The organism is Stenotrophomonas sp. YJH_SMC_79, assembly GCF_059367995.1.
Genome location: NZ_JCAFRK010000006.1, coordinates 265,653 through 290,605, shown reverse-complemented (window position 1 = coordinate 290,605; position 24,953 = coordinate 265,653). Strand labels below are relative to the sequence as shown.

Annotated in this window: 20 protein-coding genes; 15 read left to right on the top strand and 5 right to left on the bottom strand. The window is 67.6% G+C overall.

What is annotated here, in order from left to right:
- Positions 1-66 precede the first annotated feature (66 nt).
- Complete coding sequence (locus AC5P57_RS20735; protein ID WP_262235238.1) at positions 67-1,674, bottom strand: ATP-binding cassette domain-containing protein; 1,608 nt, start codon at positions 1,672-1,674, stop codon at positions 67-69.
- A gap of 249 nt (positions 1,675-1,923) precedes the next feature.
- The gene (locus AC5P57_RS20730; RefSeq protein WP_262235239.1) at positions 1,924-2,823 is read right to left on the bottom strand and encodes a LysR family transcriptional regulator; all 900 of its coding nucleotides are present in this window, start codon (positions 2,821-2,823) and stop codon (positions 1,924-1,926) included.
- 227 nt (positions 2,824-3,050) lie between these two features.
- Here AC5P57_RS20730 and AC5P57_RS20725 point away from each other — a divergent pair, with 227 nt between their 5' ends.
- The gene (locus AC5P57_RS20725) at positions 3,051-4,229 is read left to right on the top strand and encodes a serine hydrolase domain-containing protein (RefSeq protein WP_262235240.1); all 1,179 of its coding nucleotides are present in this window, start codon (positions 3,051-3,053) and stop codon (positions 4,227-4,229) included.
- On the top strand, positions 4,226-5,410 hold the full coding sequence (locus AC5P57_RS20720) for an MFS transporter (RefSeq protein ID WP_099552539.1): 1,185 nt from the start codon (positions 4,226-4,228) through the stop codon (positions 5,408-5,410). Before AC5P57_RS20725 ends, AC5P57_RS20720 begins: the two co-directional genes overlap by 4 nt.
- A gap of 321 nt (positions 5,411-5,731) precedes the next feature.
- On the opposite strand, the gene AC5P57_RS20715 is transcribed toward AC5P57_RS20720, so the two are convergent.
- Positions 5,732-7,348 carry an EAL domain-containing protein gene (locus AC5P57_RS20715; RefSeq protein WP_099552540.1) on the bottom strand — a complete coding sequence of 539 codons (1,617 nt, stop codon included), beginning with the start codon at positions 7,346-7,348 and terminating at the stop codon, positions 5,732-5,734.
- Between the two features lie 231 nt (positions 7,349-7,579).
- Between AC5P57_RS20715 and cycA the strand changes: the two genes are divergently transcribed.
- The gene (gene cycA, locus AC5P57_RS20710; protein ID WP_099552541.1) at positions 7,580-8,953 is read left to right on the top strand and encodes a D-serine/D-alanine/glycine transporter; all 1,374 of its coding nucleotides are present in this window, start codon (positions 7,580-7,582) and stop codon (positions 8,951-8,953) included.
- Between the two features lie 210 nt (positions 8,954-9,163).
- Entirely contained in the window at positions 9,164-9,940 is a 777-nt protein-coding gene (locus AC5P57_RS20705; protein WP_099552542.1) for a lytic transglycosylase domain-containing protein, read from the top strand.
- Positions 9,941-10,002: 62 nt separating this feature from the next.
- Here AC5P57_RS20705 and AC5P57_RS20700 read toward each other — a convergent pair whose 3' ends face one another.
- Complete coding sequence (locus tag AC5P57_RS20700) at positions 10,003-11,523, bottom strand: tetratricopeptide repeat protein (RefSeq protein WP_262235241.1); 1,521 nt, start codon at positions 11,521-11,523, stop codon at positions 10,003-10,005.
- Positions 11,524-11,688: 165 nt separating this feature from the next.
- Between AC5P57_RS20700 and AC5P57_RS20695 the strand changes: the two genes are divergently transcribed.
- On the top strand, positions 11,689-13,770 hold the full coding sequence (locus AC5P57_RS20695) for an NHL repeat-containing protein (protein WP_262235242.1): 2,082 nt from the start codon (positions 11,689-11,691) through the stop codon (positions 13,768-13,770).
- On the opposite strand, the gene AC5P57_RS20690 is transcribed toward AC5P57_RS20695, so the two are convergent.
- Positions 13,748-14,155 carry a YciI family protein gene (locus AC5P57_RS20690; RefSeq protein ID WP_012479004.1) on the bottom strand — a complete coding sequence of 136 codons (408 nt, stop codon included), beginning with the start codon at positions 14,153-14,155 and terminating at the stop codon, positions 13,748-13,750. The two genes, AC5P57_RS20695 and AC5P57_RS20690, sit on opposite strands and share 23 nt — an antisense overlap.
- A 738-nt stretch (positions 14,156-14,893) precedes the next feature.
- Between AC5P57_RS20690 and AC5P57_RS20685 the strand changes: the two genes are divergently transcribed.
- The 10 genes from AC5P57_RS20685 (at position 14,894) to AC5P57_RS20640 (ending at position 24,784) form a co-directional block, all read left to right on the top strand.
- Positions 14,894-15,307: a YciI family protein gene (locus AC5P57_RS20685; protein WP_099552545.1), complete on the top strand. Its 414-nt coding sequence runs from the start codon at positions 14,894-14,896 to the stop codon at positions 15,305-15,307.
- Between the two features lie 67 nt (positions 15,308-15,374).
- Positions 15,375-15,797: a VOC family protein gene (locus AC5P57_RS20680; protein WP_142807149.1), complete on the top strand. Its 423-nt coding sequence runs from the start codon at positions 15,375-15,377 to the stop codon at positions 15,795-15,797.
- 34 nt (positions 15,798-15,831) lie between these two features.
- Positions 15,832-16,242, top strand: a complete 411-nt coding sequence (locus tag AC5P57_RS20675; protein ID WP_142807150.1) for a VOC family protein — start codon at positions 15,832-15,834, stop codon at positions 16,240-16,242.
- Between the two features lie 23 nt (positions 16,243-16,265).
- On the top strand, positions 16,266-16,622 hold the full coding sequence (locus AC5P57_RS20670; protein ID WP_099552547.1) for a DUF1428 domain-containing protein: 357 nt from the start codon (positions 16,266-16,268) through the stop codon (positions 16,620-16,622).
- A gap of 45 nt (positions 16,623-16,667) precedes the next feature.
- Positions 16,668-17,930 carry an RNA polymerase sigma factor gene (locus AC5P57_RS20665; protein ID WP_262235243.1) on the top strand — a complete coding sequence of 421 codons (1,263 nt, stop codon included), beginning with the start codon at positions 16,668-16,670 and terminating at the stop codon, positions 17,928-17,930.
- A gap of 107 nt (positions 17,931-18,037) precedes the next feature.
- Entirely contained in the window at positions 18,038-19,234 is a 1,197-nt protein-coding gene (locus AC5P57_RS20660) for a hypothetical protein (protein ID WP_099552549.1), read from the top strand.
- A complete protein-coding gene (locus AC5P57_RS20655; RefSeq protein WP_005407892.1) occupies positions 19,225-20,325 on the top strand; it encodes a hypothetical protein in 1,101 nt (366 codons plus the stop codon). Before AC5P57_RS20660 ends, AC5P57_RS20655 begins: the two co-directional genes overlap by 10 nt.
- 89 nt (positions 20,326-20,414) lie before the next feature.
- The gene (locus AC5P57_RS20650; RefSeq protein WP_099552550.1) at positions 20,415-21,092 is read left to right on the top strand and encodes a hypothetical protein; all 678 of its coding nucleotides are present in this window, start codon (positions 20,415-20,417) and stop codon (positions 21,090-21,092) included.
- Positions 21,093-21,108: 16 nt separating this feature from the next.
- On the top strand, positions 21,109-22,758 hold the full coding sequence (locus AC5P57_RS20645; RefSeq protein ID WP_142807155.1) for a CsgG/HfaB family protein: 1,650 nt from the start codon (positions 21,109-21,111) through the stop codon (positions 22,756-22,758).
- Positions 22,759-23,134: 376 nt separating this feature from the next.
- Entirely contained in the window at positions 23,135-24,784 is a 1,650-nt protein-coding gene (locus AC5P57_RS20640; RefSeq protein ID WP_262235244.1) for a M28 family metallopeptidase, read from the top strand.
- The last annotated feature ends 169 nt before the right edge of the window (positions 24,785-24,953 follow it).

Below are 24,953 nucleotides of genomic sequence, written 5' to 3'. Positions count from 1 at the left end.
ATGGCCGACATGGCGGAGTCGAGCATGGCTCGACTCTACAGAATCGAATTCACCCATGGCGCAGATCTACAAAGCGTCACGCCACTGCCAGCCCTCGGTGCTCACCTGCAGCACGTGGGTCGGTCGCAACGCCTGCAGCAGGTGCCGGTCGTGGCTGACCATCATCAGTGCACCCGGCCACGCCGCAAGCAGTTCCTCCAACGCCTGCAACGCGCTCAGATCCAGCGCATTGCCCGGCTCGTCCAGCAGCAACAGCTGGGGTGCGGGATCGGCATACAGGACGCTGGCCAGCGCACCCTTTACGCGTTCGCCATCGCTGAGGCTGTGGGCTGCCCGCTGGATGCGCTGTGCGTCCAGCCCGAGCAGCGCAAGCCGCGTGCGCAGATCGCCCGCATCGGCACCCGGGTTTGCCGCTTGCACGGTCTCCAGGATGCTGCACCCGCCGGACAATCCCAGTAGTTGCTGGTCAAGCAGTGCCAATGGCGCATGCCGTTGCACGGTGCCACTGCGTGCAGGCAGCTGCCCTGCCAGCACACGCAGCAAGGTAGATTTTCCAGCACCATTGTCACCGACCACAGCGATGCGCTGCCCCCGGCGGATCTCCAGCTGCAAGGGGGCGGCGCAGCCGTGCGGCAGCACCAGCGACTCTGCCTGCAGCAGGCGCGCGCTGCCGCGTTCGCCCGCACCGGCAAACAGCGCCAGTTCCGGCGCAGCGTGAACCGCTGATGCCGCAACGCGCAGCTGGTCGGCGCTGACCTGCAGGCGCTCGGCCTGGACCTGCTGCGATCGACCATGGCTGGCCTCGGCGCGCTGCTTCTGCCGGCCCAGCAGGATCGGCGCCTGGTTGGCCTGCTTCGCATCGCGGTTGCCGCGCGACTGGCGTTGCTGCTGCCGTTCGTGCTGTTCACGCGCGCTGCGCTGCTGCTGCCGGTGCTGGGTGCGGGCGTGGTCGAGCTGGGCAACGGCGGCTTCACGCTCGGCCGCGCGCGCGTCGGCGTAGTGTTGCCACGGTCCGCCGTAACGATGCAGCCCGCGCCCATCGAGTTCGACGATCTGCTGCATGTGTGCCAGCAGTTCGCGATCATGGCTGATCGCCAGCAGGCCGCCACGCCATTGCTGCAGCTGTTCGTACAGCTGCTGCCGATGCCGTACGTCAAGATGGTTGCTGGGTTCGTCCAGGATCAGCCAATCAGCGCCGCTGGCCCAGGCGCCGGACAGCGCCACCTGCATCGCCTGGCCACCGCTGAGACGCGCGGCAGGCTGGGCGGGATCGAGATCATCGGGCAGGCGCAATGCCTGCCATTGCTGTTGCAGGCGATCACGCAGATCCCAGTGGTCGCCGACGCAGGCAAAGTCGGCCTCGTCCACGCTGCCGGCTTCGATGCGTTGCAGTGCGGCCAGTTCCGCGCCGACGCCGGCCAGTTCACCGACGGTACCGGCAGGTGGATAGCCGGGCGTGGGCAACAGGAATACGCGGCTGCTGCCGCGTACCTGGCCGCTGTCGGGTGGCAGGCGGCCGGCCAACAGGCGTGCCAGCACGCTTTTGCCGGCGCCGTTGGCACCGACCAGGCCGGTGGCGACCGGATCGAAGGAAAACGACAGATCGGAAAACAGCGGGCGGCCGTCGGCCAGCCGATACGACACGCGATCGAGCGTGAGGGAATGTGTGGTCATGCGACCTCCATGGATGCCGGGTTCTCCCCTGCGCGCAGGGGCGGGAAGAGTCAGGCCGTCTATCGGGAAGACGGCGGCATCAATGGCGCATTGGTCGCGAGCCTCTGGGAGGAATGAGCGGCCAGTATAGCGGGGTTGGCTGAATGGTCGGGTTGGCAACGGGTGACTCGAGCGTGGCTCGACTCTACACGGGCATCCACGCATGGCGTGGATCTACTGTGGGGCGGGCATGGCGCGGAGTGGTTGGGCCTACGGCACGGTTTCCAGGCGCGCGCTGACGAAGTCGATGAATACCCGCAGCTTCGGAAGCACGTGGCGGCCCGAGGGCCACAGCAGGTGGAAGATGCCGCAGGAGTGCACGTGATCGTCGAGCACGGTCACCAGCCGGCCGTCGGCCAGTGCATCGCGCACCGAGTGCACCGGCACGAAGGCCAGGCCGATATCGCGCAGCGCCAGTGCCACCCGCGCTTCGATGGTGTTGGCCACCATGTGCACCGGAAGCTCCTGCGGTGTTTCATGGTCGGGCCAGTGGATCGGCCACAGTTCCAGCTTGCCGGTGCTGGGGAAGCGGTAGTGCAGCAGCGTGTGCTGCATCAGCTCCGCTGGCATGCGCGGAATGCCGCGGCGCTGCAGGTAGGCGGGCGAGGCGACGATGCGGCGCGGGAACACGCCCAGCCGCCGCGCGTTCATGCGCGAGTCGCTGGGCTCACCGACGCGCAGCACCGCATCGAAACCTTCCTCGATGACATCGACCAGGCGGTCGCTGAAATCCAGGTCGAGGCGGATGTCTGGATACGCCGCCATGAATTCGGCCATCAACGGCAGGGTGAGGTCGCCGACCAGGGGCAGGCTGATGCGCAGCGTGCCCTTGGGTGAGGCATGTGGCTGCGCCAGTTCGGTGCGGGCAGCGTCGCGCTCGTCGAGGATGCGGCGGCAGCGCGCCAGGAACAGCTGGCCCTCGGCGGTGAGGGTGATGCTGCGCGTGCTGCGATGGAACAGGCGCACGCCCAGTGCGTGCTCCAGCCGCGCTACACACTTGCCCGCTGCCGAGGCGGAAATGCCCTGCAGGCGCCCGGTCTCGACAAAGCTGCGGGTGTCGGCGGCATGCACGAAGGTCTGCAGGTTGGCGAGGTTGTCCAGGACTGACATGGGCGTGCAGGTGGTGAAAGCGGCAGGGTAGGTCGGCGCGACCGCTGCGGGTGGCTCCGCCATCGCAACACTGTGGTGCGGGCGGAGCGGGGACCGTTGCGGCCTTGAAGGTCCGGTCATCATGCCGATTGCGGACTACGGGGTCCATGATGCCCGGAGCGGCAACCGGCTTTTTGCGCGGACGCCCGCTGCCTAACGTGGCGGCTTCTCCCCCACGGATCACCGCGATGAATGCCACTCCTTCCTTCGAACCTGAGCCGACACTGCCGTCGGTGCAGCGGCTGCTGCAGCAGGTCCACCCGCAGCGCCTGGTCGGTGCGGTGGTGCTGGTGCGCGAGCACGGCGTGCTGCGCCATGCCAGCGCCACGGGCCTGGCGGATCGCGGGTCGGCCACGCCGATGCAACGCGACCAGCTGTTCCGGCTGGCCTCGGTGAGCAAGCCGCTGCTGACCACGGTGATCCTGCGCCTGGTGGCCCAGGGCGTGCTCGACCTCGATACGCCGGTACAGCGCTGGCTGCCGGACTTCCGCCCGGCGATGGCCGATGGCAGCACGCCGCCCATCAGCCTGCGCCAGCTGCTCAGCCACAGCAGCGGGTTGGGCTATCGCTTCCTCGAAGCCGATGCGGACGGCCCCTACGCGCGGGCCGGTGTCAGCGATGGCATGGACGCCAGGCCGTTGACCCTGGCCGAGAACGTGCGCCGCATCGCGCAGGCGCCACTGCTGTTCGCACCGGGCAGCCAGTGGATGTATTCGCTGGGCGTGGACGTGGCCGGTGCCGTGGCCGAAGCGGCGACCGGGGAAACGTTGCAGGCATTGTTCGCACGCTTGCTGGCTGCGCCCCTGGGCCTGCGCGATACCGCCTTCGCTACCCACGATGCGTCACGGTTGGCCACGCCCTATGTCACCGACACACCGCAGCCACACCGCCTGCGCGAAGGCGAGGTGGTCGCCCCGTTCGAGGGCACGGTGGGCATCGAGTACAGCCTTGCCCGCGCAACCGATGGCAGCCGGTTCCCTTCGGCCGGCGCGGGCCTGGTGGGTACCGCCGATGAAGTGGTGCTGGTGCTGGAGGCGTTGCGCGACGGGCAGCACGCCGGCCTGTTGCCGCCCCACCTCGTGGCAGAGATGGCCACCCCGCAGGTCGGCGAGCAGGGACCACCGGAGCCGGCTGGCTGGGGCTTCGGTCTTGGCTTTGCGGTGCTGCGCGATGCGGCCGCCAGCGGCACGCCGCAGAACACAGGTACATGGCGCTGGGGCGGTGCCTACGGCCATAGCTGGTTTGTCGACCCTGCGCGCGGCCTGAGCGTGGTGGCGCTGACCAACACGCTGTACGAAGGCATGGACGGTGCCTTTGTCGATCAACTGCGCGATGCGGTGTATGCCGATCTGGGGACTGCACGATGAGCGGCCATGCCATCGATGCGGCCAGCCCGGCCGGTGAAGCCACGCGTCTGCCATGGGCCGGCCTGCTGGCACTGGCCGGCGGTGGCTTCATCACCCTGCTGACCGAGACCTTGCCGGCCGGTGTATTGCGGCCCATGGGCGACAGCCTGGGTGTGAGTGATGCGGCGGTGGGGCAGTTGGTGAGCGTGTATGCGTTGGGCTCGGTGATGGCCGCGTTGCCGATGACCGCGCTGACCCAGCGCCTGCCACGACGCCCGCTGCTGCTGGCAGCCATCGCTGGCTTCGTGGTGGTCAATACATTGACCGCGTTGAGCGGCAGCTATCCACTGATCCTCGCCGCACGTTTCCTGGCGGGCGTGAGCGGCGGGCTGCTGTGGTCACTGGTGGCTGGCTACGCGGCGCGCATGGTGGTGCCCTCGCTGCAGGGCCGGGCGATTGCGGTGGCGATGGTCGGATCGCCGTTGGCGCTGTCGCTGGGCGTACCGGCCGGCACGTTGCTGGGCCAGCAGATCGGCTGGCGCTGGGCGTTCGCAGTGATGAGCGTGCTGGGCGTGGGGCTGCTGACGTATGCGCGTTGGGCACTGCCGGCCTTGCCCGCCGCCGGTGCCGGCCAGCGCACCTCGCTGGGCACGGTGTGGCGCACGCCCGGCGTGCGCAGCGCACTGCTGGTGATGGTGCTGTACGTGCTCGCGCACAATGTGCTCTACACCTACATCGAACCGCTTGCAGTGGAGGCGGGGGCGGGCCCGTGGCTGGATCGCCTGCTGCTGGCCTTCGGCCTGGCGGCGATCGCGGGTATCGGTATTGCCGGCTGGGGCGTGGATCGCCACCTGCACACGCTGGTGTGGGCAGCGGTGATCGGTTTCATCCTGCCGGTGCTGGCGCTGCTGATGTGGCCGGGCAACGCGACCGCGCTGCTGCTGGCGACGGTCCTGTGGGGCGTGGCCTTCGGCGCGGTGCCGACCCTGTTCCAGACCGCACTCGCACGCCGAGCCGGGGCCGCAGCGGATCTGGCGCAGTCGATGCTGGTGACCGGCTGGAACCTGGCCATTGCGGCGGGAGGTGTGGCGGGTGGTGTGCTGCTGCAGACCAGTGGGCCCACCCAGTTGGGATGGTTGCCGTTGCTGCTGCTGGCGGTGACTGCTGCATGGTTGCTGGCACGGCCGAAGGCGTGGGCGTAGGCGCAGACCAGACGTTACGGTAGTGCCGGCCAGCGGCCGGCACTACCGTGGTCCACGCCATCCACGCATGGCGTGGATCTACCGGGCGCAGCGACCCGCGTTTGCCTTTGCTTTTGCCTTCTTCCGTTGATTCCGTGGCGGGACGCCGCCGGACCCTGTCAGAGGCCGGGGCGGTCGGGCTCGCGGGGGTGTCCGCGGCATGGATGCCGCGGCCAAGCCCCCATGGATGGGTTTACGGCGTCCCCCGCGAACCCGACCGCCCCGGCCAACTCCGGGATAGCTGTACGCGACCCACCACGAGGGGCTCCGCCGTTCGCCGTCCTATTCCACTGGCTCACGCTCGATCGGCACGCTGCGCGGGTTCTGCATGTCCTCCCGCGCTGCGCCATAGCGCTGCTGCCGTTTGTGATGGAACGCCACGAATTCATCGCGTGGCAACGGCCGCGAGAAAAGCCAGCCCTGTCCGAATTCCACCTTGCGGCTGTGCAGGTAGGCCAGCTGGGCTTCGGTCTCCACGCCCTCGGCCACCACCCATAGCCCCAGTTCCTTGGCCATGTCGATGATGTGCGGGGTCACCGGGCTGGTGGCGCTCTCGGTGCCGATCGCATCGATGAACGACTTGTCGATCTTCAACGCATCCAGCGGCAGCTGCTCCAGGTACTGCAGGCTGGAGAAGCCCACGCCGAAATCATCGATGGCCACGCTGTGGCCGGCGCGGCGTGCCTGCGCCAGCATCGTGCGGGCGCGGTCCAGATCGAGGAAGCCGCGCTCGGTGGCCTCCATCCAGATCTGTTGCGGCAGGATGCCGCTGCCGGCCATGTGCCTGGAGATCATCTTCAATGCACGACCGCTGCTGATGTCCTCGGCAGCGAGATTGATCGCGATGTGCGCGCTGCGATCGGCCACCAGCAGCTCGCGCATGTCGCGCACCACGTTCTCGATCACCAGGTCGGTGACGTCGGCGATCATTCCGGCTTCCTCGGCCAACGGAATGAACAGGTCCGGGCGCACCTGGGTGCCATCCGGGCGCTGCCAGCGGATCAACGCCTCGGCGCCGACGCAGATGCCGGTATCCAGTTCGATGATCGGCTGGTAGTGCAGGTACAGCTCGCGGCGGCGGATGGCGGTGGCCAGTTCGCCGCGCAGCGACAGGCGGCGCCGCGATAGCCAGATCACCAGGCCGGCACCGGCAGCGGCCAGCAGGACGCCCAGTGGCACGAACAACCACGCCTGCTGCCGGAACGTGGCAGCCAGTGCGGCGCGCGGTGTGGTGGCGATCGCCAGCCATTCCTCGTTGCGTGCGGTCGCGTACAGCGTGTTCTGGTCCAGGCCTTCGCCCGGTGTTCGCAGCAGCGCTTCCAGCAGCGCCGGTTCCATGCCCTCCTGCCTGGCCAGCAGGCGGCCGTCGGGGCTGGCCAGGGCCAGGCGCACGTGTGGATCGACGATGACGTCGACGAAGCGGCGTGGATCGACCAGTACATCGTAGTTGCCGTACAGGATGGCCAGCATCTGCCTCCGGCCACTGGCTTCGGGCCGGATATCCACCGCAATCCCCGCACCGTCACTGGTGACATGGTCGGCCTTGGGCTGGTTCACGTCGGATGGGAACGGCCCCCACGACGTGCACCGCAGCTTGCCGCCCTCGAAATAGCCCATCTGGTCGACCGACGACGTGGTCATCACCAGAGTCTGCATGCGCCGGATGTGGTCCGGCCCGCACGGATCGTAGGCGCCGGCCTCGGCGGACTTCAACGCGGCCAGCGCTTCCATGTAGGACTGGTCGGAACGGCGCAGGGTGCGGCCGGCGATGTCGCGCAGGCGCTGCTGCTCGACGCTGACCGCACGGTCCCAGGTGGCATAGGCCATCACCGCGATCGGCACAGCCGCAGCCAGCAGCGCCAGTGCGGTGGCGCCAATGATCACGCGCAGCCGGCTCATGGCCGGGGCTCCAGCAGGGCGGGCAGGGCAGGGTGCATGGACTGGGCCGATCCTTGGGCAGGTGCGGCTATCTGAGCATGGCGCCGGGCCGGGCGGAATGGGCGCGACCCGGCATTTCGTCACATTGTGATGAAAGCGGCCAAGTTTGACGGGATCGGCCCATCCAGCGCTGGCGCTCCGGCCTGTGGAGGACTACCGTCGAACGCTTCGCCCGCCCTTTTGCCCGCGCCCATGACCGAGCCCGCAACGCCCCCCGAGCACCTGCGCCGCAGCCTGTCCAACCGCCACCTGCAACTGATCGCCATCGGTGGTGCCATCGGCACCGGCCTGTTCATGGGGTCGGGCAAGACCATCAGCCTGGCAGGCCCATCCATCGTCTTCGTGTACCTGATCATCGGCGCGATGCTGTTCTTCGTGATGCGCGCGATGGGCGAGCTGCTGCTGTCCAACCTGAACTACAAATCCTTCATCGATTTCTCCACCGACCTGCTCGGTCCCTGGGCCGGCTTTTTCTGTGGGTGGACCTACTGGTTCTGCTGGATCGTCACCGCCATCGCCGATGTGATCGCGATTGCCGCCTATGCGCAGTTCTGGTTCCCCGGGCTTGAAGCCTGGAAACCGGCGCTGGCGTGCGTGATGCTGCTGCTGTCGTTGAACCTGGTGACGGTGAAGCTGTTCGGCGAAATGGAATTCTGGTTCGCGCTGATCAAGATCGTTGCGATCTGCGCGCTGATCATCACCGGTGCCGGGCTGGTGGCGTGGGGCTTCACCTCACCCAGTGGCCACACCGCGGCGCTGTCGAACCTGTGGAATGACGGTGGCATGTTCCCGATGGGCCTGGTGGGCTTCTTCGCCGGCTTCCAGATTGCGGTGTTCGCCTTCGTCGGCATCGAGCTGGTGGGTACCACCGCCGCCGAAACCGCCGATCCGGAGCGCAACCTGCCCAAGGCGATCAATTCGATCCCGGTGCGCATCATCATCTTCTACGTGCTGGCGCTGATCGCGATCATGGCAGTCACGCCGTGGCGCCAGGTGGTGCCGGACAAGAGCCCGTTCGTGCAGCTGTTCGTGCTGGCCGGCATTCCCGCTGCCGCCAGCCTGATCAACTTCGTGGTGCTGACCTCGGCCACCTCGTCTGCCAACAGCGGCATCTTCTCCACCAGCCGCATGCTCTACGGCCTGGCCGAGGAAGGCCACGCGCCGCGCGGGCTGTCGCGCCTGTCGCGCGCGGCGGTGCCGGCCCGCGGCCTGCTGTTCTCCTGCCTGTGCCTGCTGGGTGGCACCCTGCTGATCTACCTGATCCCGAACCTGGTGACCGCCTTCACCCTGGTGACCACGCTGGCCACCGTGCTCTTCATCTTCGTCTGGTCGCTGATCCTGGTGGCCTACATGGTCTACCGCCGCCGCTACCCGGAGCGCCACGCTGCCTCGATCTTCAAGATGCCCGGCGGCGTTGCCATGTGCTGGGCCTGCCTGGTGTTCTTCGCCGGCGTGCTGGTGCTGTTGAGCCTGCAGGGCGACACCCGCCAGGCGCTGATCGCCAGCCCGGCGTGGTTCGTGCTGCTGGGTGTGGGGTATTGGGTGCGCCGGAGGACCGCGAAGTGATCCAACGTCGCCGTTCCATCGATTGGCCCATCGTCTCCAGAGAGTTACATCCACGCATGGCGTGGATCTACTGTCAGCCGCAGGAAATCGGCCGTTGCCGTCGCTGTTGAGGTTGCCGGCCAGCGGCCGGCACTACCACGGGTGCAGGGCGCAGCCCTGCCGGCCCCATTCACCCGGCGTTAGCGGGCGCGGCCGGATCATCCGGCCGCCATGTCCCGTCGCTCCCTCCTGCTCGCGCTGTCGCTGCTGTCCAGCCTGTGGCCGGGGCTGGCCGCCGCGCGCACCGTCTACCGTTGCGTGCAGGGCAACACCGTGAGCCTGGCCACCGCCCCGGAACCCGGTTCACGTTGCACCCCGAAGGAAATCGACGACAACGCCATCCAGGCCCCGAACCTGTGGGGCAACATGGGTGTGTTCAGTGGTGTGCTGTACGAGCGCGAGCAGGATGGCGTGCTGGTCTATTCCACCCGCAACCTGCCCGGTTCGCGGGTGTTCCTGAAGTTCACCGTGGCCACGCCGCCGGGTGAGCCCGCCCACGAGGGCCTTGGCAAGGTCGGCAAGCCGCAGCTGGCCCAGCATGCCAGGCAGTTCAAGGCCGCCGCCAAGGCCACCGGCGTCGACGACGCCTGGCTGCGTGCGATCGCCCATGCCGAGAGCAATTTCGATGCGCTGGCGGTCTCGAGCAAAGGTGCGCAGGGCGTGATGCAGCTGATGCCCGAGACCGCGCAGGAATTCGGCGTGCGCGATCCGTTCTCGCCGCAGCAGTCGATCGAGGGTGGCGCGCGCTACATGCGCGCGCTGCTGCGCCGCTACAACGGCGATCGGCCGCTGGCCGCAGCGGCCTACAACGCCGGTATCGGTGCGGTCACCCGCTACAAGGGGGTGCCGCCGTATGCCGAAACCCTGGCCTATGTGGACAAGGTGATGGCGCTGTACGCGCGTTACCGCGAAGCGATGGGCATCCGCACCGAGGTGCCTGCACGCTAGGCTGGCGGTGCTGGATGTGTCGTGTAGCGCCGAGCCCATGCTCGGCTCTACAAGGCGTCTGCTCAGCGCGAGGTCGAGGTGCTGACCAGTTCGTAGCGCTCGACGCGGCCCAGGCGGGCAACCTCGGCCTGCACGTCGGCACGTTGCTTCAGCGCACGCCAGGCTGCATCGATCTTCACGTCGCCCGGCAATGACGGATAGGTGCGCATGTCCTGCAGGCTGGCCAGCGTCTCGCCACGGTCGGTGGGGGAGCGCAGCTGTTCGATCAGCACTGCGGCTGCGCCGTCCAGGTTGCCTTCGTCCAGCAGCATCTCGCGATGGAACAGGCGCGCGTCGTCGCGCTGGGCAAGGATCACCGAGCGTGCGGCTTCCATTGCCTGGGCATCGCCGCGTTCGCGGGCGGCAGCGAACTGCACCAGGGCTTGTGCGGCTTTGCCGTAGCCACCGAGGTCGGGGAGATCTTTCACGGCCTGCGCTGCATCCTGCATGCGGCCGAGCGAGGTGAACACGAAGCCGACATTCAACCGGTGCTCGATGTCGTCCGGGCCGAGTGCGCCGATGCGGGCCGCCTGTTGCGCCGCCGCCAGGGCATCGTCGGTGCGGCCCAGCCGGCGCAATGCGGTGAACCGGCTGTTGAGCAGCCACGCCACCCATTCGGCTTCCTCCGCCGACGGCGATTCGCCTTCGGCAGCCGCCCGGGCCATGCCGTCGGTCAGTGCCAGCACTTCCTCATTGCGGTCCAGCATCAGCAGCGTGACGCTGAACTGGGCCATGCGCGCGTCCAGCTTGCGATCAAGCAGGCCGGACACCCGCAGGTCGTCCAGGTGCTTCTGCGCGACCTGTACCGGGTCGAAGCGCGGATCGGCGCGGTCGACATAGCGGTCGAAGCGCTTGTCGCTGCGCAGCTGGATGATCTCGGTTGGGCTGTCGATGCGGGCCAGCGTGGCCGGAATCGCGTCGCCGCGGCCGTTCTCGGCCTGCAGCGTGGCCAGCGCCAGCCACAGTCCGGTCGGTTCCAGGCCACCGCTCTTCCAGCCGTTGTCGAACAGCGCCTGCAGCAGGTCCATGCGCTGCCGCGGCTGATCGCGCAGGCGGTACTGCAGGTAGCCGATCGTCTGGTGTTCGAGCGGCAGCGGCGCTTCGGCATGTTTCAGTGCCTGCACCAGATGGCGGGTGGCCGCTGCAGGCTGGTCCTCGGACAGTTCAACCGACATCAGGGTGAGCAGGACCTGCGCATCCTCCGGCAGTGCCTCCTGCGCCCGCTGCAGGTAGCGGCGGGCCTGGGCCGGCTTCTTCTGCATCAGTGCGGTCCAGCCGGCCACCTGCGCGGCACGGCCGCGGTGCTCGGCATCGAAGTCGTCCAGCAGCGGGTCTTCCATCAGCCGCTCCATCGCGATCAGCGCGCCCAGTGTGTTGCCACTGCGCGACTGCTGGATCGCCTCATCCCATCGCGTGGCATAGGCCATGTGTACTGCGTCGCTGGTGACCGACGGCTTCTGCGGCGCCACCGTGATCGAGGCGGAGGCGGATGTGCTGGCCAATGCGGCAATCAGCAGGGCGGCGAGGGGGAGGATGCGGGGCATGGAGGATCTCCATCCGTGGGAACCGCATTGAACCTGCTGGAGCCAGCGAGAACAAGCGCGATGGATGGAACTCTGGCGTTTGATCGCACGATTGGCCATGGCGGATCGTGCGTTCAGCGTCTATTGTCGGTGCCTCTTCAGACAGCAGGCAGGCAGCGCAGCACGATGGCACGGTGGCAATGGATGGCGGCAGGCGTAGCGTTGGCGACGGTAGTGGCATTGGCCGCAACCTGGTGGGAGACACCGCTGCATACGCTGGCTGAACCGGCGGGTCCGGCTCCAACGCCGTTGGCGTGGACCGCGCAGATCGAACCACTGGCCGGCGATGGCCACCCGGGTGACCGCGATGGCGCGTCCGCACAGGCACGTTTTGCGGATCCGTACGCGTTGCTGCGCGGCGCCGATGGCAGCGTCTATTTCACCGATGCCGGTGACAACAACCGGATCCGCCGCCGCTTGCCCGATGGCCGCGTTGAAACGGTGGCCGGGCAGGGCGAGGGGCGCGTTGATGGCCCGGCACTGCAGGCCAGTTTCAATACGCCCTCGGGCATTGCCGCCGACGCGCAGGGCAACCTGTACGTGGCCGACACCGGCAACCATGCGATCCGCCGCATCGGCACCGATGGCCAGGTGACCACACTGGCCGGTGGCGAACAGGGCCACGCCGATGGCCCTGCCGCGCAGGCACGCTTCGATGCGCCGATGGGCATCGCAGTGGATGCGCAGGGCCAGGTCTACGTGGCCGATACCTTCAATGACCGCATCCGGGTGATCGGTACTGATGGCAACGTGCGCACCCTGGCCGGCGGCGATCGGCCGGGCCTGGCCGATGGCACGGGCCCGGCTGCGCGCTTCGATACGCCGGTGGCCCTGGCCTTCGATGCGCAGGGCGCGCTGCTGGTGGCCGACCTGTTCAACAATGCCGTGCGCCGCGTAGGCGCCGACGGCACGGTCAGCACCGTGGTCGCCGCCGGTGGCGTGATCAATGGGCCGCTGTCGCTGGCCACCACGCACGACGGCGTGCTGTACGTGGGCGATCTTGATGGCCGCATCGTGCAGGTGACGCCGCAGGGCCACCAGATCGCGCTGGTCGGCAATGGTCGCCTGCCGCGGCTGGCCCGCCCCACCGGACTGGCGATGGACGCCGATGGCAGCGTGCTGGTGGCCGACGCCGCCAGCTACCGTCTGCATCGCCTGCGCCCGCTGCCGGTGGGCGAACTGCCGGCACCGGCACTGGTCGGCCCGGCCGCCGATGCGGCGCTGCCGAAGACGGGCGGCCGCTGGCCGCTGGCACCGCAGGACGGTTGGCATGAGGTGGTCGGTACGTTGGGTGAGGTGCGCGGCAACTTCACCGGCGAGAGCCGCCACCACCTGCATGGCGGCTTCGACGTGCGCGGTGATGTGGGCCAGACCGTGCTGGCGATTGCCGAAGGCAAGATCAGCAGCCCGATGGCGGCATGGAGTCTGGGTGAACAGGCCGAGGGCCTGGCGGTGGACCGCCTCAAGTACATCCACATGCGGGTGGGCCGCACCCCGCGCAATGAACCGTTCGATGCGCGCTGGCAGGCGCTGTACGACGAGCAGGGCAAGCTGCAGCGGATGCGCGTGCGCCGCGGCATGCGCATCCACGTCGGCGATCGCCTGGGCAGCATCAACAACCAGGCGCACGTGCACCTGGCCGTGGGTACCGGTGGTTTCGAGACCAATGCCGTGGCGCTGGGCTTCCAGAACTACGCCGACCACTTCGCACCGCGCATCACCGATGTGGCGCTGCTGGACGACAACGACCAGCCGATGGCCGCCGGCAGCGATGGCGTGGTGATGGTGGCGCGCCAGGGGCGCGGCGTGCAGATCGTGGTGGAGGCGTGGGACCAGGTCGACAACAACCTGCCGCGACGCCGTCTGGGCATGTACCAGGTGGGCTACCAGATCCTCGATGCCGGCGGACAGCCGCTGCAGGGCTATGAACAGCCGCGCTGGAACATCGTGTTCAACCGCATGCCGCCGCAGAAGGAAGCGGTACGCGTGGCCTACGCACCGGACAGCGGCATCACCGTGCATGGCAGTGCGATGACCCGTTTCCGCTACCTGGCCACCAACACCGTGCGTGATGGCCTGATGGAAACCGGGCGCTGGCAGCCGGCGTCGCTGCCGCCGGGCGAGTACACCGTGCGCGCCAGCGTGCGCGATTACAGCGGCAACGAAGGCGTAGGCCCGCGCGAGATCAGGGTACGGCTGCTGCCATAGCCGCAGCCGGGGCGCCGCAGCGTTCGCGCTCGGCGTCCATGTCTTCCAGCGGCCGCACCTCGATGCTGCCGAAGCGCGCCCACGGGAAGTCGCGGGCGATGCGCATGGCTTCGTCGCGGTCGCGGGCGACGATCAGGTTGAAGCCGGCCAGCAGTTCGCGGGTTTCGGCGAACGGGCCATCCAGTACACGGCTGTTGCCATCGCGCACGCGCAGGGTCTGCGCGGTGTCGACCGGCTGCAGCTTCTGCGCGGCCAGCAGTGTGCCCTCGGCCTGCAGCTTGTCGGCATGGGCGAGGCAGTCGCGCATCAGCGCGTTGAATTCTTCGATGGGCAGGGCCTGCAGCAGGGCAGGCTCGATATAGATCAGAAGCAGGTATTGCTGCATGGCACGGTCCAGGCGGGGACGGGTGCTCATGATGGCGCAGGATTGCGCGTGGGCATGTTGCAGCGCGGGAGGCGGCGCCTTTCGGCGGGGATCGGCGAAAGGCGGAGCCCCTCCGTGGTGGGGTTGGGTTGGTCGCTGAAAGCGGGTTTCCTGAGGGTGGGCCGGGCGGGTGGGATTGGCGGGGACGCCGTGAATCCGTCCTTGGAGGCTTAGCCGCGCCATCCATGGCGCGGATACCCCGCCAATCCCACCCGCCCGGCCCCAGACAGATTCCGGCGGCCGATCCACCACGGGAAATCAACAACAAGAGCAAAAGCGGGTCGCTTCGCTCGCAAAGCAGAGGCCGCCAGCCAGCCGCCGTTGCTGTTGCTTTTGCTGTTGCTGTTGCGTTTGCCTTTTCTCTTGATCTTCCCGTGGTGGGTACCGGAGGCAGGAAACTGTCCAGGGCCGGGTGGGTAGGCGGGGCGGGGGTGTCCGCGGCATGGATGCCGCGGCCAAGCCCCCATGGATGGGTTTACGGCGTCCCCCGACCCGCCTACCCACCCGGCCAAACCCATGAACCCGAGCTTTCAGCGACCAACCCAACCCCACCACGGAGGGGCTCCGCCGTTCGCCGACCTCCGCCGAAGGCACGCTTTCCGCGGAAGAAAAATTTCCAACAGACGTGTCGATTCCCAGCCCCCTGGTTCGTTGTACCCAGTGAAGGGCACGCACCACGCGTCCCCACGGGAGACTGCAATGAAAGTGATGGTGATCGTGAAGGCCAACGCCGACTCCGAAGCCGGCCGCATGCCCAGCGAACAGGAACTGTCCGAAATGGGCGCCTTCAACGAACAACTCGTGGCCGCCGGCATCATGCTGGCCGGTGAAGGCCTGCACGCCACCCAGCGCGGCCGTCGCATTCATTTCGGCAGCGGCGCACCCAGGGTCGAGGCCGGTCCGTTCGGCCCCGCCAGCGAGCAGATCGCCGGCTTCTGGCTGTGGGACGTGCGCTCGCTGGACGAGGCCGTCGAATGGGCCAGCCGCGCGCCGTTCGGCAGTGGCGGCACGCTGGAACTGCGCCCCCTGATCACCGCCGAAGACTTCGGTGAAGCCTTCACCCCCGACTTACAGCAGCAGGAACAGCGTCTGCGTGTACAGCTGGAAGGTTGATCCGATCCATTTCTCCGCCGGGCACTGCCCGGCGCTACCGTCCTGAAACCCTCAACGGAGCAATGCCATGAAACTGATTCCCTTCCTCGGCTTCAGCGGCCAGGCCCACGACGCGATGGCGTTCTACGCCAAGGCACTCGGTGGCCAGGTGACGTCGGAAATGAAGTACCGCGACATGCCGCCCTCCGATGGCTCGCCGGGCTGCAACGAAATGCCGCCCGAAACCCTCGACCACGTCGCGCACAGCCAGCTGGAGATCGGCAACGCCATCCTGATGGCCGCCGACGGCCCCGGCGGTGGCGAGGGTGGCTCGACCACCATCAATGTCGATGTCGACAGCATCGAGGAAGCCGAGCGCGTGTTCGCCGCGCTGGCCGACGGTGGACAGGTGCAGATGCCGATCGCCGAAACGTTCTGGGCGCATCGCTGGGGCATGTTGATCGACCGCTACGGCAAGCCGTGGATGGTCAACTGCATGAAGCAGCCCTGATTCCTCTTTCCTTCATCCACAAGGAGCTTCACCGATGAGTGCACCGCAACCGCAGATGATCTTCGTCAACCTGCCCGTGCAGGATCTGAACGCATCCAAGGCCTTCTTCGCCGCGCTGGGCTACAGCTTCAATCCGACCTTCACCAATGACGATGCGGCCTGCATGGTCATCAGCGAGAGCATCTTCGTGATGCTGCTGACCCAGCCGTTCTTCAAGCAGTTCACCAACAAGGCGATTGTCGATGCGCACAAACACACCGAGGTGATCACCTGCCTGTCGGCCGACAGCCGCAAGGCGGTGGACGTGATGGTGGACAAGGCGCTCGCGGCGGGTGCCAGCGAACCGCAGCCGGCTCGTGACTACGGCTTCATGTACCAGCGCGGCTTCCAGGATCTGGACGGCCATCTCTGGGAAATCGCACACATGGACGGCGAGCCGGGCTGACGGCCGTCGCAGGGAGAACCCTCATGGCTTACGTGGATGCTTACGTTCTGCCGTGCCCGCAGGACAAGGTGGCGGCCTACCGCCGCCTTGCCCGCAAGGCCGGCACGGTCTGGAAGGACCATGGCGCGCTGCAGTACATGGAGTGCGTGGCCGACGACGTGGAACCAGGCAAGAGCACGTCGTTCCCGCGCGCGGTGAAAGCCAGGCCCGGTGAAACGGTGATCGTCGCCTTCGTGCTGTTCCGCTCGCGTGCGGCACGCGACCGCATCAACGCGAAAGTGATGGCCGACCCACGGTTGGCGTCGCTGGGCCCGAAGGACATGCCGTTCGATACCAAGCGCATGTTCTGGGGTGGCTTCAAGCCCATCGTCGAAGCGTGAGCTGTGGCGCTTGTGCGGGCCGGGCGTGCGTGCTGTGATCGGCGCATGCTCGATCCCGCACTGACGCAGCGTCTGGAAACCCTCTGGCGGATGGAGTCGCCGGTGTTGATCGCGCGCCTGGCGCGGCTGCTCGGGGGCGATGTCGGCCGTGCCGAGGAGCTGGCCCAGGACACCTGGCTGGCCGCGCTGGAGCGCTGGCCGGAGCAGGGCATCCCGGACAATCCCGGAGCCTGGCTGATGACCACTGCGCGCAACCGCGCCATCGATGTGCTGCGCCAGCACCAGCGCGTGGCGCAGCAGCATGCGCAATGGGGTGAGGAACTGCATCCGGCACCCCTGCCAGCGCCGGATGACAGCCATGCGCTGGAAGATGACCTGGGTGACGATCTGCTGCGCCTGATGTTCGTGGCCTGCCACCCGGTGCTGCCTTCCGATGCGCGGGTGGCACTGACCCTGCGCCTGCTCGGCGGCCTGACCACCACCGAGATCGCGCGTGGTTTCCTGCAGCCCGAGCCGACCATCGCCCAGCGCATCGTGCGCGCCAAGCGCACCCTGGCGCAGAAGCAGGTGCCTTATGAAGTGCCGCGCGCGGAGGCAATGCCCGAGCGATTGGCTTCAGTGCTGGAGGCGATCTATCTGGTCTTCAATGAAGGCTATGCGGCCAGCGCCGGCGATGACTGGATGCGACCGGCGTTGTGCGAGGAGGCGCTGCGGCTGGCACGCGTCCTGGCCCATCGGCTGCCGGTCCCGCCGGTTCTGGGCCTGCTGGCGCTGATGGAGCTGCAGGCCTCGCGCGCTGCGGCACGGACCGACGCGCAGGGCGCGCCGGTGCTGCTGGACCAGCAGAATCGAGCCCGCTGGGATTGGCTGCAGATCGAGCGTGGACAGCAGGTGCTGGCCCGTGCGCTGGCGGCCGGTGGAGGCGACGATCCCTATGTGCTGCAGGCGCGCATTGCCGCCTGCCATGCGGCTGCGCGTCGGGCTGAAGCCACCGACTGGCCACGTATCACTTCGCTCTATACCCAGTTGCTGCGGGTGATGCGTTCGCCGGTTGTCGCACTGAACCGGGTAGTGGCGGTGCTGCGCAGCGAGGGCGCGTTCGCTGCATGGGCACAACTGCAGCCGCTGCTGGTTGATGCACGCCTGCGCGACTATGCCCCTTTGCAGGTAGTCTGCGGGGAGGTACTACAGGCGCTGGGACGTGACCTCGACGCACGTCACGCTTTCGCCGAAGCCGCCAGACTCAGCCAGAACCAGGCGGAGCGGGGTCTGCTGCGGCGACGGGCCGGACTGCCACCCCAGGAGTGACTGCGACGAACGCAGCACTTGTCGGCAGGCGCGTGAGCGGCTATGTTTCGCGCCCAGTGGGCGCATGAGCGTCCACGTTCCGTGCGTATTGACCGAGGAGCGGTTGGATGTATTCAAGGACGAAGAGCGCATCGCGCGCTTTTGCGCGCCTGCTTGCCTGTGCCCTGTGCCTGGCCGTATGGCCGATGGCTGCGCAGGCTGCAGACAGATCGCAGCAGGCCTACTGGGCCGGTTTTGCCTATACCGCTGATGCCGCTGCCGTGCAGGCGACCACGCCGCATGCGCATGCCGTGCTGGAAAAGCGCGGCCTGATCCCGCTGAACCAGACCCTGGCGCAGGCGCTCAAGCGCCGGCCGCCGGCGAACCTGGAACTGATCGACCAGCCGGTGGCGATGCTCGACGGCACCACCAGCGCGACTGTGCTGGCAGCAGCGCTGGACCGCGAACTGGTCTCGGTCGAGCCGATCGGCAACCAGTACAAGGTACTGGTGGAAGTGGCCCTGCAGGCGCTGTTCTTCGATTTCCGCGAGCGCCAGGTGATCGCGTCCTATCCGCTGACCCTGCAGCGCATCGATGTGCAGGATTACCGTCCGGACAACGACGATATCGACGCGATCGTCGCCGATCTGCTGTACGGCAACGCTGCCACCAGCCTGTCCCAGGTCCTTGCCACCAGCCTCACCCAGGCCCGCCTGCCCGACGCGGCGGTGCGCCGCCTGCAGGTGGGTGGCGTGACGCTGTCCGATGCGGCACGCGGCAAGCTGCCGGACCCGAAGTGGGAAGGCCCGCTGCGTGCAACGCTGGCCCATGAGCTGTCCAAGACGCTGTCGTCCAACACCGGCGTCGGCCTGCTGCCGCCGGCCTCGGGCCAGGCGATCGGCGGTGCGATGGCCGCGCGCTTTGCCGACGGCAAGGTCTACCAGCTGAAGATTCCCGAGCCGGACTACGTCATCAGCGTGCAGGTCGATGCGCTGAAGAACGGCGTGATTGAAGAAACCCCGGCGATGAAGACGATGCTGTTCGGCGCCTTCTTCACCGCGAAGGTGATCGAACCGTTCTCGGGCAAGGTCTATTTCGAACAGCCGCTGCGCAAGGGGGCCACCAAGGTGGTTCCGGTCACGCAGTGGCAGGTCGACCAGTGGTCGGCCAGCTACGAAACCCTGCTGGCCGGCTTCGATGCCTTCGCCGGCGCCGCCGCCAAGCGTGCCGATTCGCGCGCATGGCTGGACGAACAGAAGCCGGGCGGCCGCCCGTTGCAGCAGCAGACCCAAGCCCTCCAGGAGTTGATCAAGTCATGTCGTTGATGCGTACCATCCTGCTCATCCTCATCGCCCTGGTGGTGGCCTCGCCGGTCGCCGCGCAGACCGCGAGTTCGCGTGGTACCGGTTCGGCCAGCTACGGCCTGCGCCTGAGTGCCGACACCCGCGCCCAGGCCTTGAACAAGGCCAAGGTCAATGCACTGGAGGCGTACATCGCTGAAACCGGTGCGGCCAAGCTGCGCCTGTTCGAGGCCCGCCGCGCCGAGTTCATCGGCGAGATCGACCGCTATGTGCTCAGCGCCGTGCCACTGTCGGACACCGAAGACAAGAAGGCCAAGACCTACACCGTCACTGTCCGCGCCGAGATCAACACCACGCTGCTGCAGACCAAGCTGGATGCGGGTTCGGCCGTGGCCGGTGCCACCGCCGCGCAGCGCTCGCTGCTGACCTTCCTGTTCATGGCACGCTCGCAGGACACCGTGCAGTCGTTCCAGGACAAGGAATACCGCCGCGTCGACGCCAGCAGCAGCTACAGCGAGAACACCCGTGAAGGCGACAGCTTCCGCGGCAACTCGGTCAGCACCAACGGCAGCATCAACCAGAACGGTTCGGTGTCGGTCACCAGCGGCGGCAGCACCACCCAGCGCAGCGACAACATCAGCTGGAAGGTGGCCAACGCGGCCGAGGTCAACACTGCGATGACCGGTGCCTTCAGCGCCGCCGGCTACGAAGTGGTTGAGGCCGAGTACGTGGAAGGCGAATCGCGCGGCCTGCTGAGCATCGAGCGCATCCGCAAGGATTTCAGCACCGGCAACGACCTGTCTGCCGCCACCCTGCGTGACACCGCCAATGGCATCCGTGCGGCCAACATCCCGTACATCGCCGTCGGTACCCTCGACGTCGGCATGCGCGACCGCGACCCGGCCAGCGGCAACACCCGCGTGTTCGTCACCGTTACCGGCAAGGTGCTGGACGTGACCGGTCGCTTCCCGCGCACCGTGTCGTCGGTGGGCCCGGTGCAGTTCTCCGGCACCGGCCCGAATGAAACCGTCGCCCGCACCAACGCCCTGCAGCTGGCCGCCGAGAAGGCCGCCCAGCAGATGATCAACGAACTGAACGTCAAGGCAGTCCGCTGACCCCTGGCATACCGCGCCGGGCATGGCCCGGCGCTACCCGCGTGTTTCCACGTGCCGCATCGCGGCCGTCTCTCCCAAAGGAATCTTCCATGATCCGCAATACCGCTCTTGTCGTGGCCATCGCTGCCGCCACCCTGTCGATGCCGGCCCACGCTGGCCTGGGCAAGCTGAAGGACCTGGCCGGTGCCGCCACCGGTACCTCCAGCAGCAGCGCCTCCAGCGCCGCCGCTCCGGACGAAGCCGCGCAGGAAGCGCTGGTGCGCCGTTTCGTCAGCTCGCAGTCGCACTCGCTGCAGGCCCAGACCTCGTTCGCCCGCGCCTTCGGCCTGGCCGAGCAGGTGCAGCTGCTGGAAGCCGAGCGTCAGGCGCTGTCGTCGGGTTCGGTCAGCGTCGATGCAATGAAGAAGTCGGTGTCGGTCAGCGAAGCTGCGCAGGCCGCGATCAACGAGCGCCAGGCCGCACAGCCGGAACTGAACGCTGAATCCAAGCAGCACTACGCCGAAGGCCTGGTCTCGCTGCTGTCTTCGGCTGCCGAAGCACAGAAGCTGGGCGGCGAAGCCAGCAACTTCACCGCCGGCATGAAGAACCTGGGTGCGACCCAGCTGGCCACCGTCGGCCGCAAGCTGGCAGCGGGCGCATGGGTGGCCAAGGAATCGCCGGGCTTCATCCAGGGCCTGTACGGTTCGACCAAGTCGGCCGTGACCTTCGCCAGGAAGAGCAAGGTGAAGGTGCCGTCCAACGCCGACTCGATGCTCGACTCGATCTGATCCGAGGCGAATCTCCATGCGTACGACAACCCGTTTGATCGGCCTGGGCCTGGCCGCCGCGCTGCTTGCAGCCTGTGGCAAGCAGGACACCCCGGCCGCCGCGCCCGCACCCGCCAAGGACAAGGCAACCAGTGCGCTGGCCAGCAATGCGCCAGTGGAAGCAGCGCCCCTGCGTGGCACGCCGGATTTCGGCGGCACCACCCAGGTTGCGCGTGAAGCCGATGGCATCGGCAGCACCCCGGAACTGGCGGTGCTGGCAGCGCTGCAGTCGGCCGTGGCGCAGGTCAACGGCGTACGCGTGGCCAGCCAGATGCAGAGCCTGCGTGCGGGCCTGCATGTGGATGTGGATGGCGAACACGTCGGCGATATCCGCGCCGACGCGTTCACCCAGCAGATGATCGCCGGCTCGCAGGGCGCGGTGCTGGGCTATGAAATCCTGTCGCAGGATGAAGTGCGGCAGCTGGATGAGGAAACCATCGCCCGCGTGCGCGCCAGCGACGAAGGCTGGAGCTTCAAGGGCTCGGCGTCGGCCAATGCATCCGGCGAAGCCTCGGCCAAGAGCGGTTCGGCCTCGGCCAGCGTCAGGGAAAGCTACGACGAGAAGGTCAACGTCGATGCCAAGCGTGGCGCCAGTTCGTTCGATTCCGACGTGACCCATCGCAGCATGCGCAGCTACTGGAAGGTGCGCGTGCGCGCGCAGATCGCCCAGTACCGTGCGCCGGACGAGCAGGGCAAACCGAAGATCGTGGTCGCCCTGCCGCGCACCAAGGCCGGCAGCTACGCCGTGGGCGATGGCCGCGTGGATGCCGATGAAGTGGCCGACGCGATCCGTGCGCGCCTGTCAGACACGCTGACCCAGACCCAGCGCTTCATCGTGCTGGACCGCGAGTTCGGTGACGAGCTGCAGGCCGAGATCGACCACATCAACAGCGGCAACGTGCGGCTGCAGGACACCGCACGCGTAGGCCAGCAGCTGGCGACCGACCTGATCCTGATCCCGACCATCGAACGCTTCGAGTACCCGCGCAGCGTGCGCAACCTGCGCATGTCCGACCGCCAGGTGACCTCGTACTCCGGTGGCGGCCGCATCACCCTGCGCCTGATCAACGCCACCACCGGCCAGGTGGTGATGTCCGACAGCTTCGACCACCAGTTGGCTTCGACCGGCCCCAGCACCCTGCCGCGCGTGGTCAACGGCCGCAACATGGCCGCAGCGATGATGGAATCGCTGTCCGGCCAGATCGGTACCACCATCGTCACCACCCTGTTCCCGGTGTCGGTGGTCTCGGTGGACGGCGACCAGGTGGTACTGAGCCAGGGCGGCGAAACGCTGCAGGCTGGCCAGCGCTGGCAGGCCGTACGCTTGGGCGAAGAACTGAAGGACCCGCAGACCGGCCGCTCGCTGGGCCGCAGCGAACACCCGTGCTGCACCATCCGCATCGACCGCGTGGCCGCACAGACCTCGTACGGCACCATCGAAGACGGCGTCGACGCGATGCGCGGCGGTTTCCGTCCGGGGCAGATCGAACTGCGCCAGAAGCTGGGCAGCAAGCCGGCTGCTGCTGCCGCAGGCGCGACTGCCTCGGCCGCTCCCGCAGCCGCACGCCCGGCGGCCAAGCCGAAGCCCAAGGCCGCTGCAGCCCCGGCAGAAGACCCGAACTGGTAACAGACTCAAGCAACACACAGATGGGGTCAGAGCCCTTTCCCGCCGGGAAAGGGATCTGACCCCTTCGTGTTTCCGTCCGTGTCGACCAAGGTCGACACCTACCAACAGCGATGTGTCGACCAAGGTCGACATCCACCAACAGCAGCGGGAAGCTGTCGAAGGCGGGGCGGGTCCGGTTGCGGGGGTGTCCGCGACATGGATGCCGCGGCCAAGCCCCCAAGGACGGGTTTACGGCGTCCCCCGCAACCGGACCCACCCCGCCATCCCACGGATAGCCCGCTGTTGCTGTTGCTTCGGCCCTGGCCTCTGCAGGTGCAGGGCGCAGCCCTGCCGAATCCCATTACACTCCAGAGAGATTTCCCTGCTGGAGAGAGCAATGAAACGAGTAGCACTGGGCCTGCTGGCCCTGTCAGTGTCGAGCGCACTGATGGCGGCCACCCCGAAATTCGACGGCGCGCGGATCTCCGCCGACGTCAAGGAACTGGCCTCCGACGCCTACGAAGGCCGCTCCCCGGCCACCGCCGGCGAAGAGAAGACCATCGCCTTCCTCAGCAAGCAGTTCGCCGACGCCGGCCTGCAGCCGGGTGGTGACCTCAAGGACGGCAAGCGCCTGTGGACCCAGGCCGTGCCGCTGCGCAAGGGCGACATCGTCGGCGCACCGCAGCTGGCGCTGCACCAGGGCGGCAAGACCCTGCCGCTGGAGCAGGGCAAGCAGATCGCCGTGCGTGCCGCCATGAACGGTGCCAGCAACGTCGATATCAGCAGGGCGCCACTGGTGTTCCTCGGCTACGGCGTGAAGGCGCCGGAGCGCAACTGGGACGACTTCAAGGGCGTGGACCTGAAGGGCAAGATCGCCGTGGTGCTGATCAACGACCCGGACTTCGAAACCGGCCAGGGCGATTTCGACGGCAAGGGCATGACCTACTACGGCCGTTGGACCTACAAGTACGAGGAAGGCGCACGCCAGGGCGCGCTGGGCGTGCTGATCGTGCACGAGACCGCACCGGCGTCGTACGGCTGGGCCACCGTGGCCGGCTCCAACACCAACACCATGTTCGATGTGGTGCGCGACAACCCGTCCGAGAGCCATCCGCTGCTGGAAGGCTGGATCCAGCGCGACCTGGCGGTGGAGCTGTTCCGCTCGGCCGGGCAGGACTTCGAGGCGCTGAAGAAGAAGGCGCAGCAGCGCGATTTCACCCCGGTGGTGCTGAGCGGCGCCAGCCTGGACGCGAAGTACGCGGTGAAGACCGAAGTGATCACCTCGCACAACGTGGCTGCACGCCTGGAAGGCAGCAGCCACCCGGACGAGACCATCGTCTACAGCGCGCACTGGGACCACATCGGCGTGGGCGAGCCGGACGCACGCGGTGACCGCATCTTCAACGGTGCGCTGGACAACGCCAGCGGCACCGCTTCGCTGATCGAGCTTGCCCGTGGCTTCGCCAAGGCCAAGCGACCGGAGCGTTCGCTGCTGTTCCTGGCGGTCACCGCCGAGGAGAAGGGCCTGCTGGGCTCGGAGTATTACGCCACGCACCCGCTGTATCCGCTGGAAAAGACCGTGGCGGTGATCAACATGGATGGCATGGCGCCGTTCGGTCCGTCGCGCGATTTCGGCATTTACGGTGCCGCACGTTTCGAGCTGCTGGACCAGCTGAAGGACGTGGCCAAGGGCTGGGACATCCGCTACACCCCGGACCCGAAGCCGGAAGCGGGCCTGTTCTTCCGCTCCGATCACTTCCCGTTCGCCAAGCGTGGCGTACCGGCGCTGTCGTGGTCGGCCGGCCAGGACTGGGTGGACGGCGGCGTGGCCGCAGGCAAGAAGGCCTCCGAGGACTACACCGCCAAGCGTTACCACCAGCAGGGCGACGAATGGCAGCCGGACTGGGTGTTCGCCGGTGCCGCCCGCGACCTGGAAGTGCTGTACACGCTGGGCAACCAGCTGGCCAACTCGCGCAGCTGGCCGAACTGGAGCAAGGACGAATCGTTCCGCGCCGTGCGTGACGCCAGCGCCGACCAGCGCAAGTAACGGCGTTGGGTAGTGCCGGCCGCTGGCCGGCATTGCCGCCCCCAGAAACGCCGGGCCATGCCCGGCGTTCCGGTAACGGCTTCCATCCCCGCTTTCCGGCCCTTCGTCGCAGTCCGCTTGTTTGCCCGGCGGGCCGCCCTATGCTCGGCTCACCCCCTTCCTCCAAGGC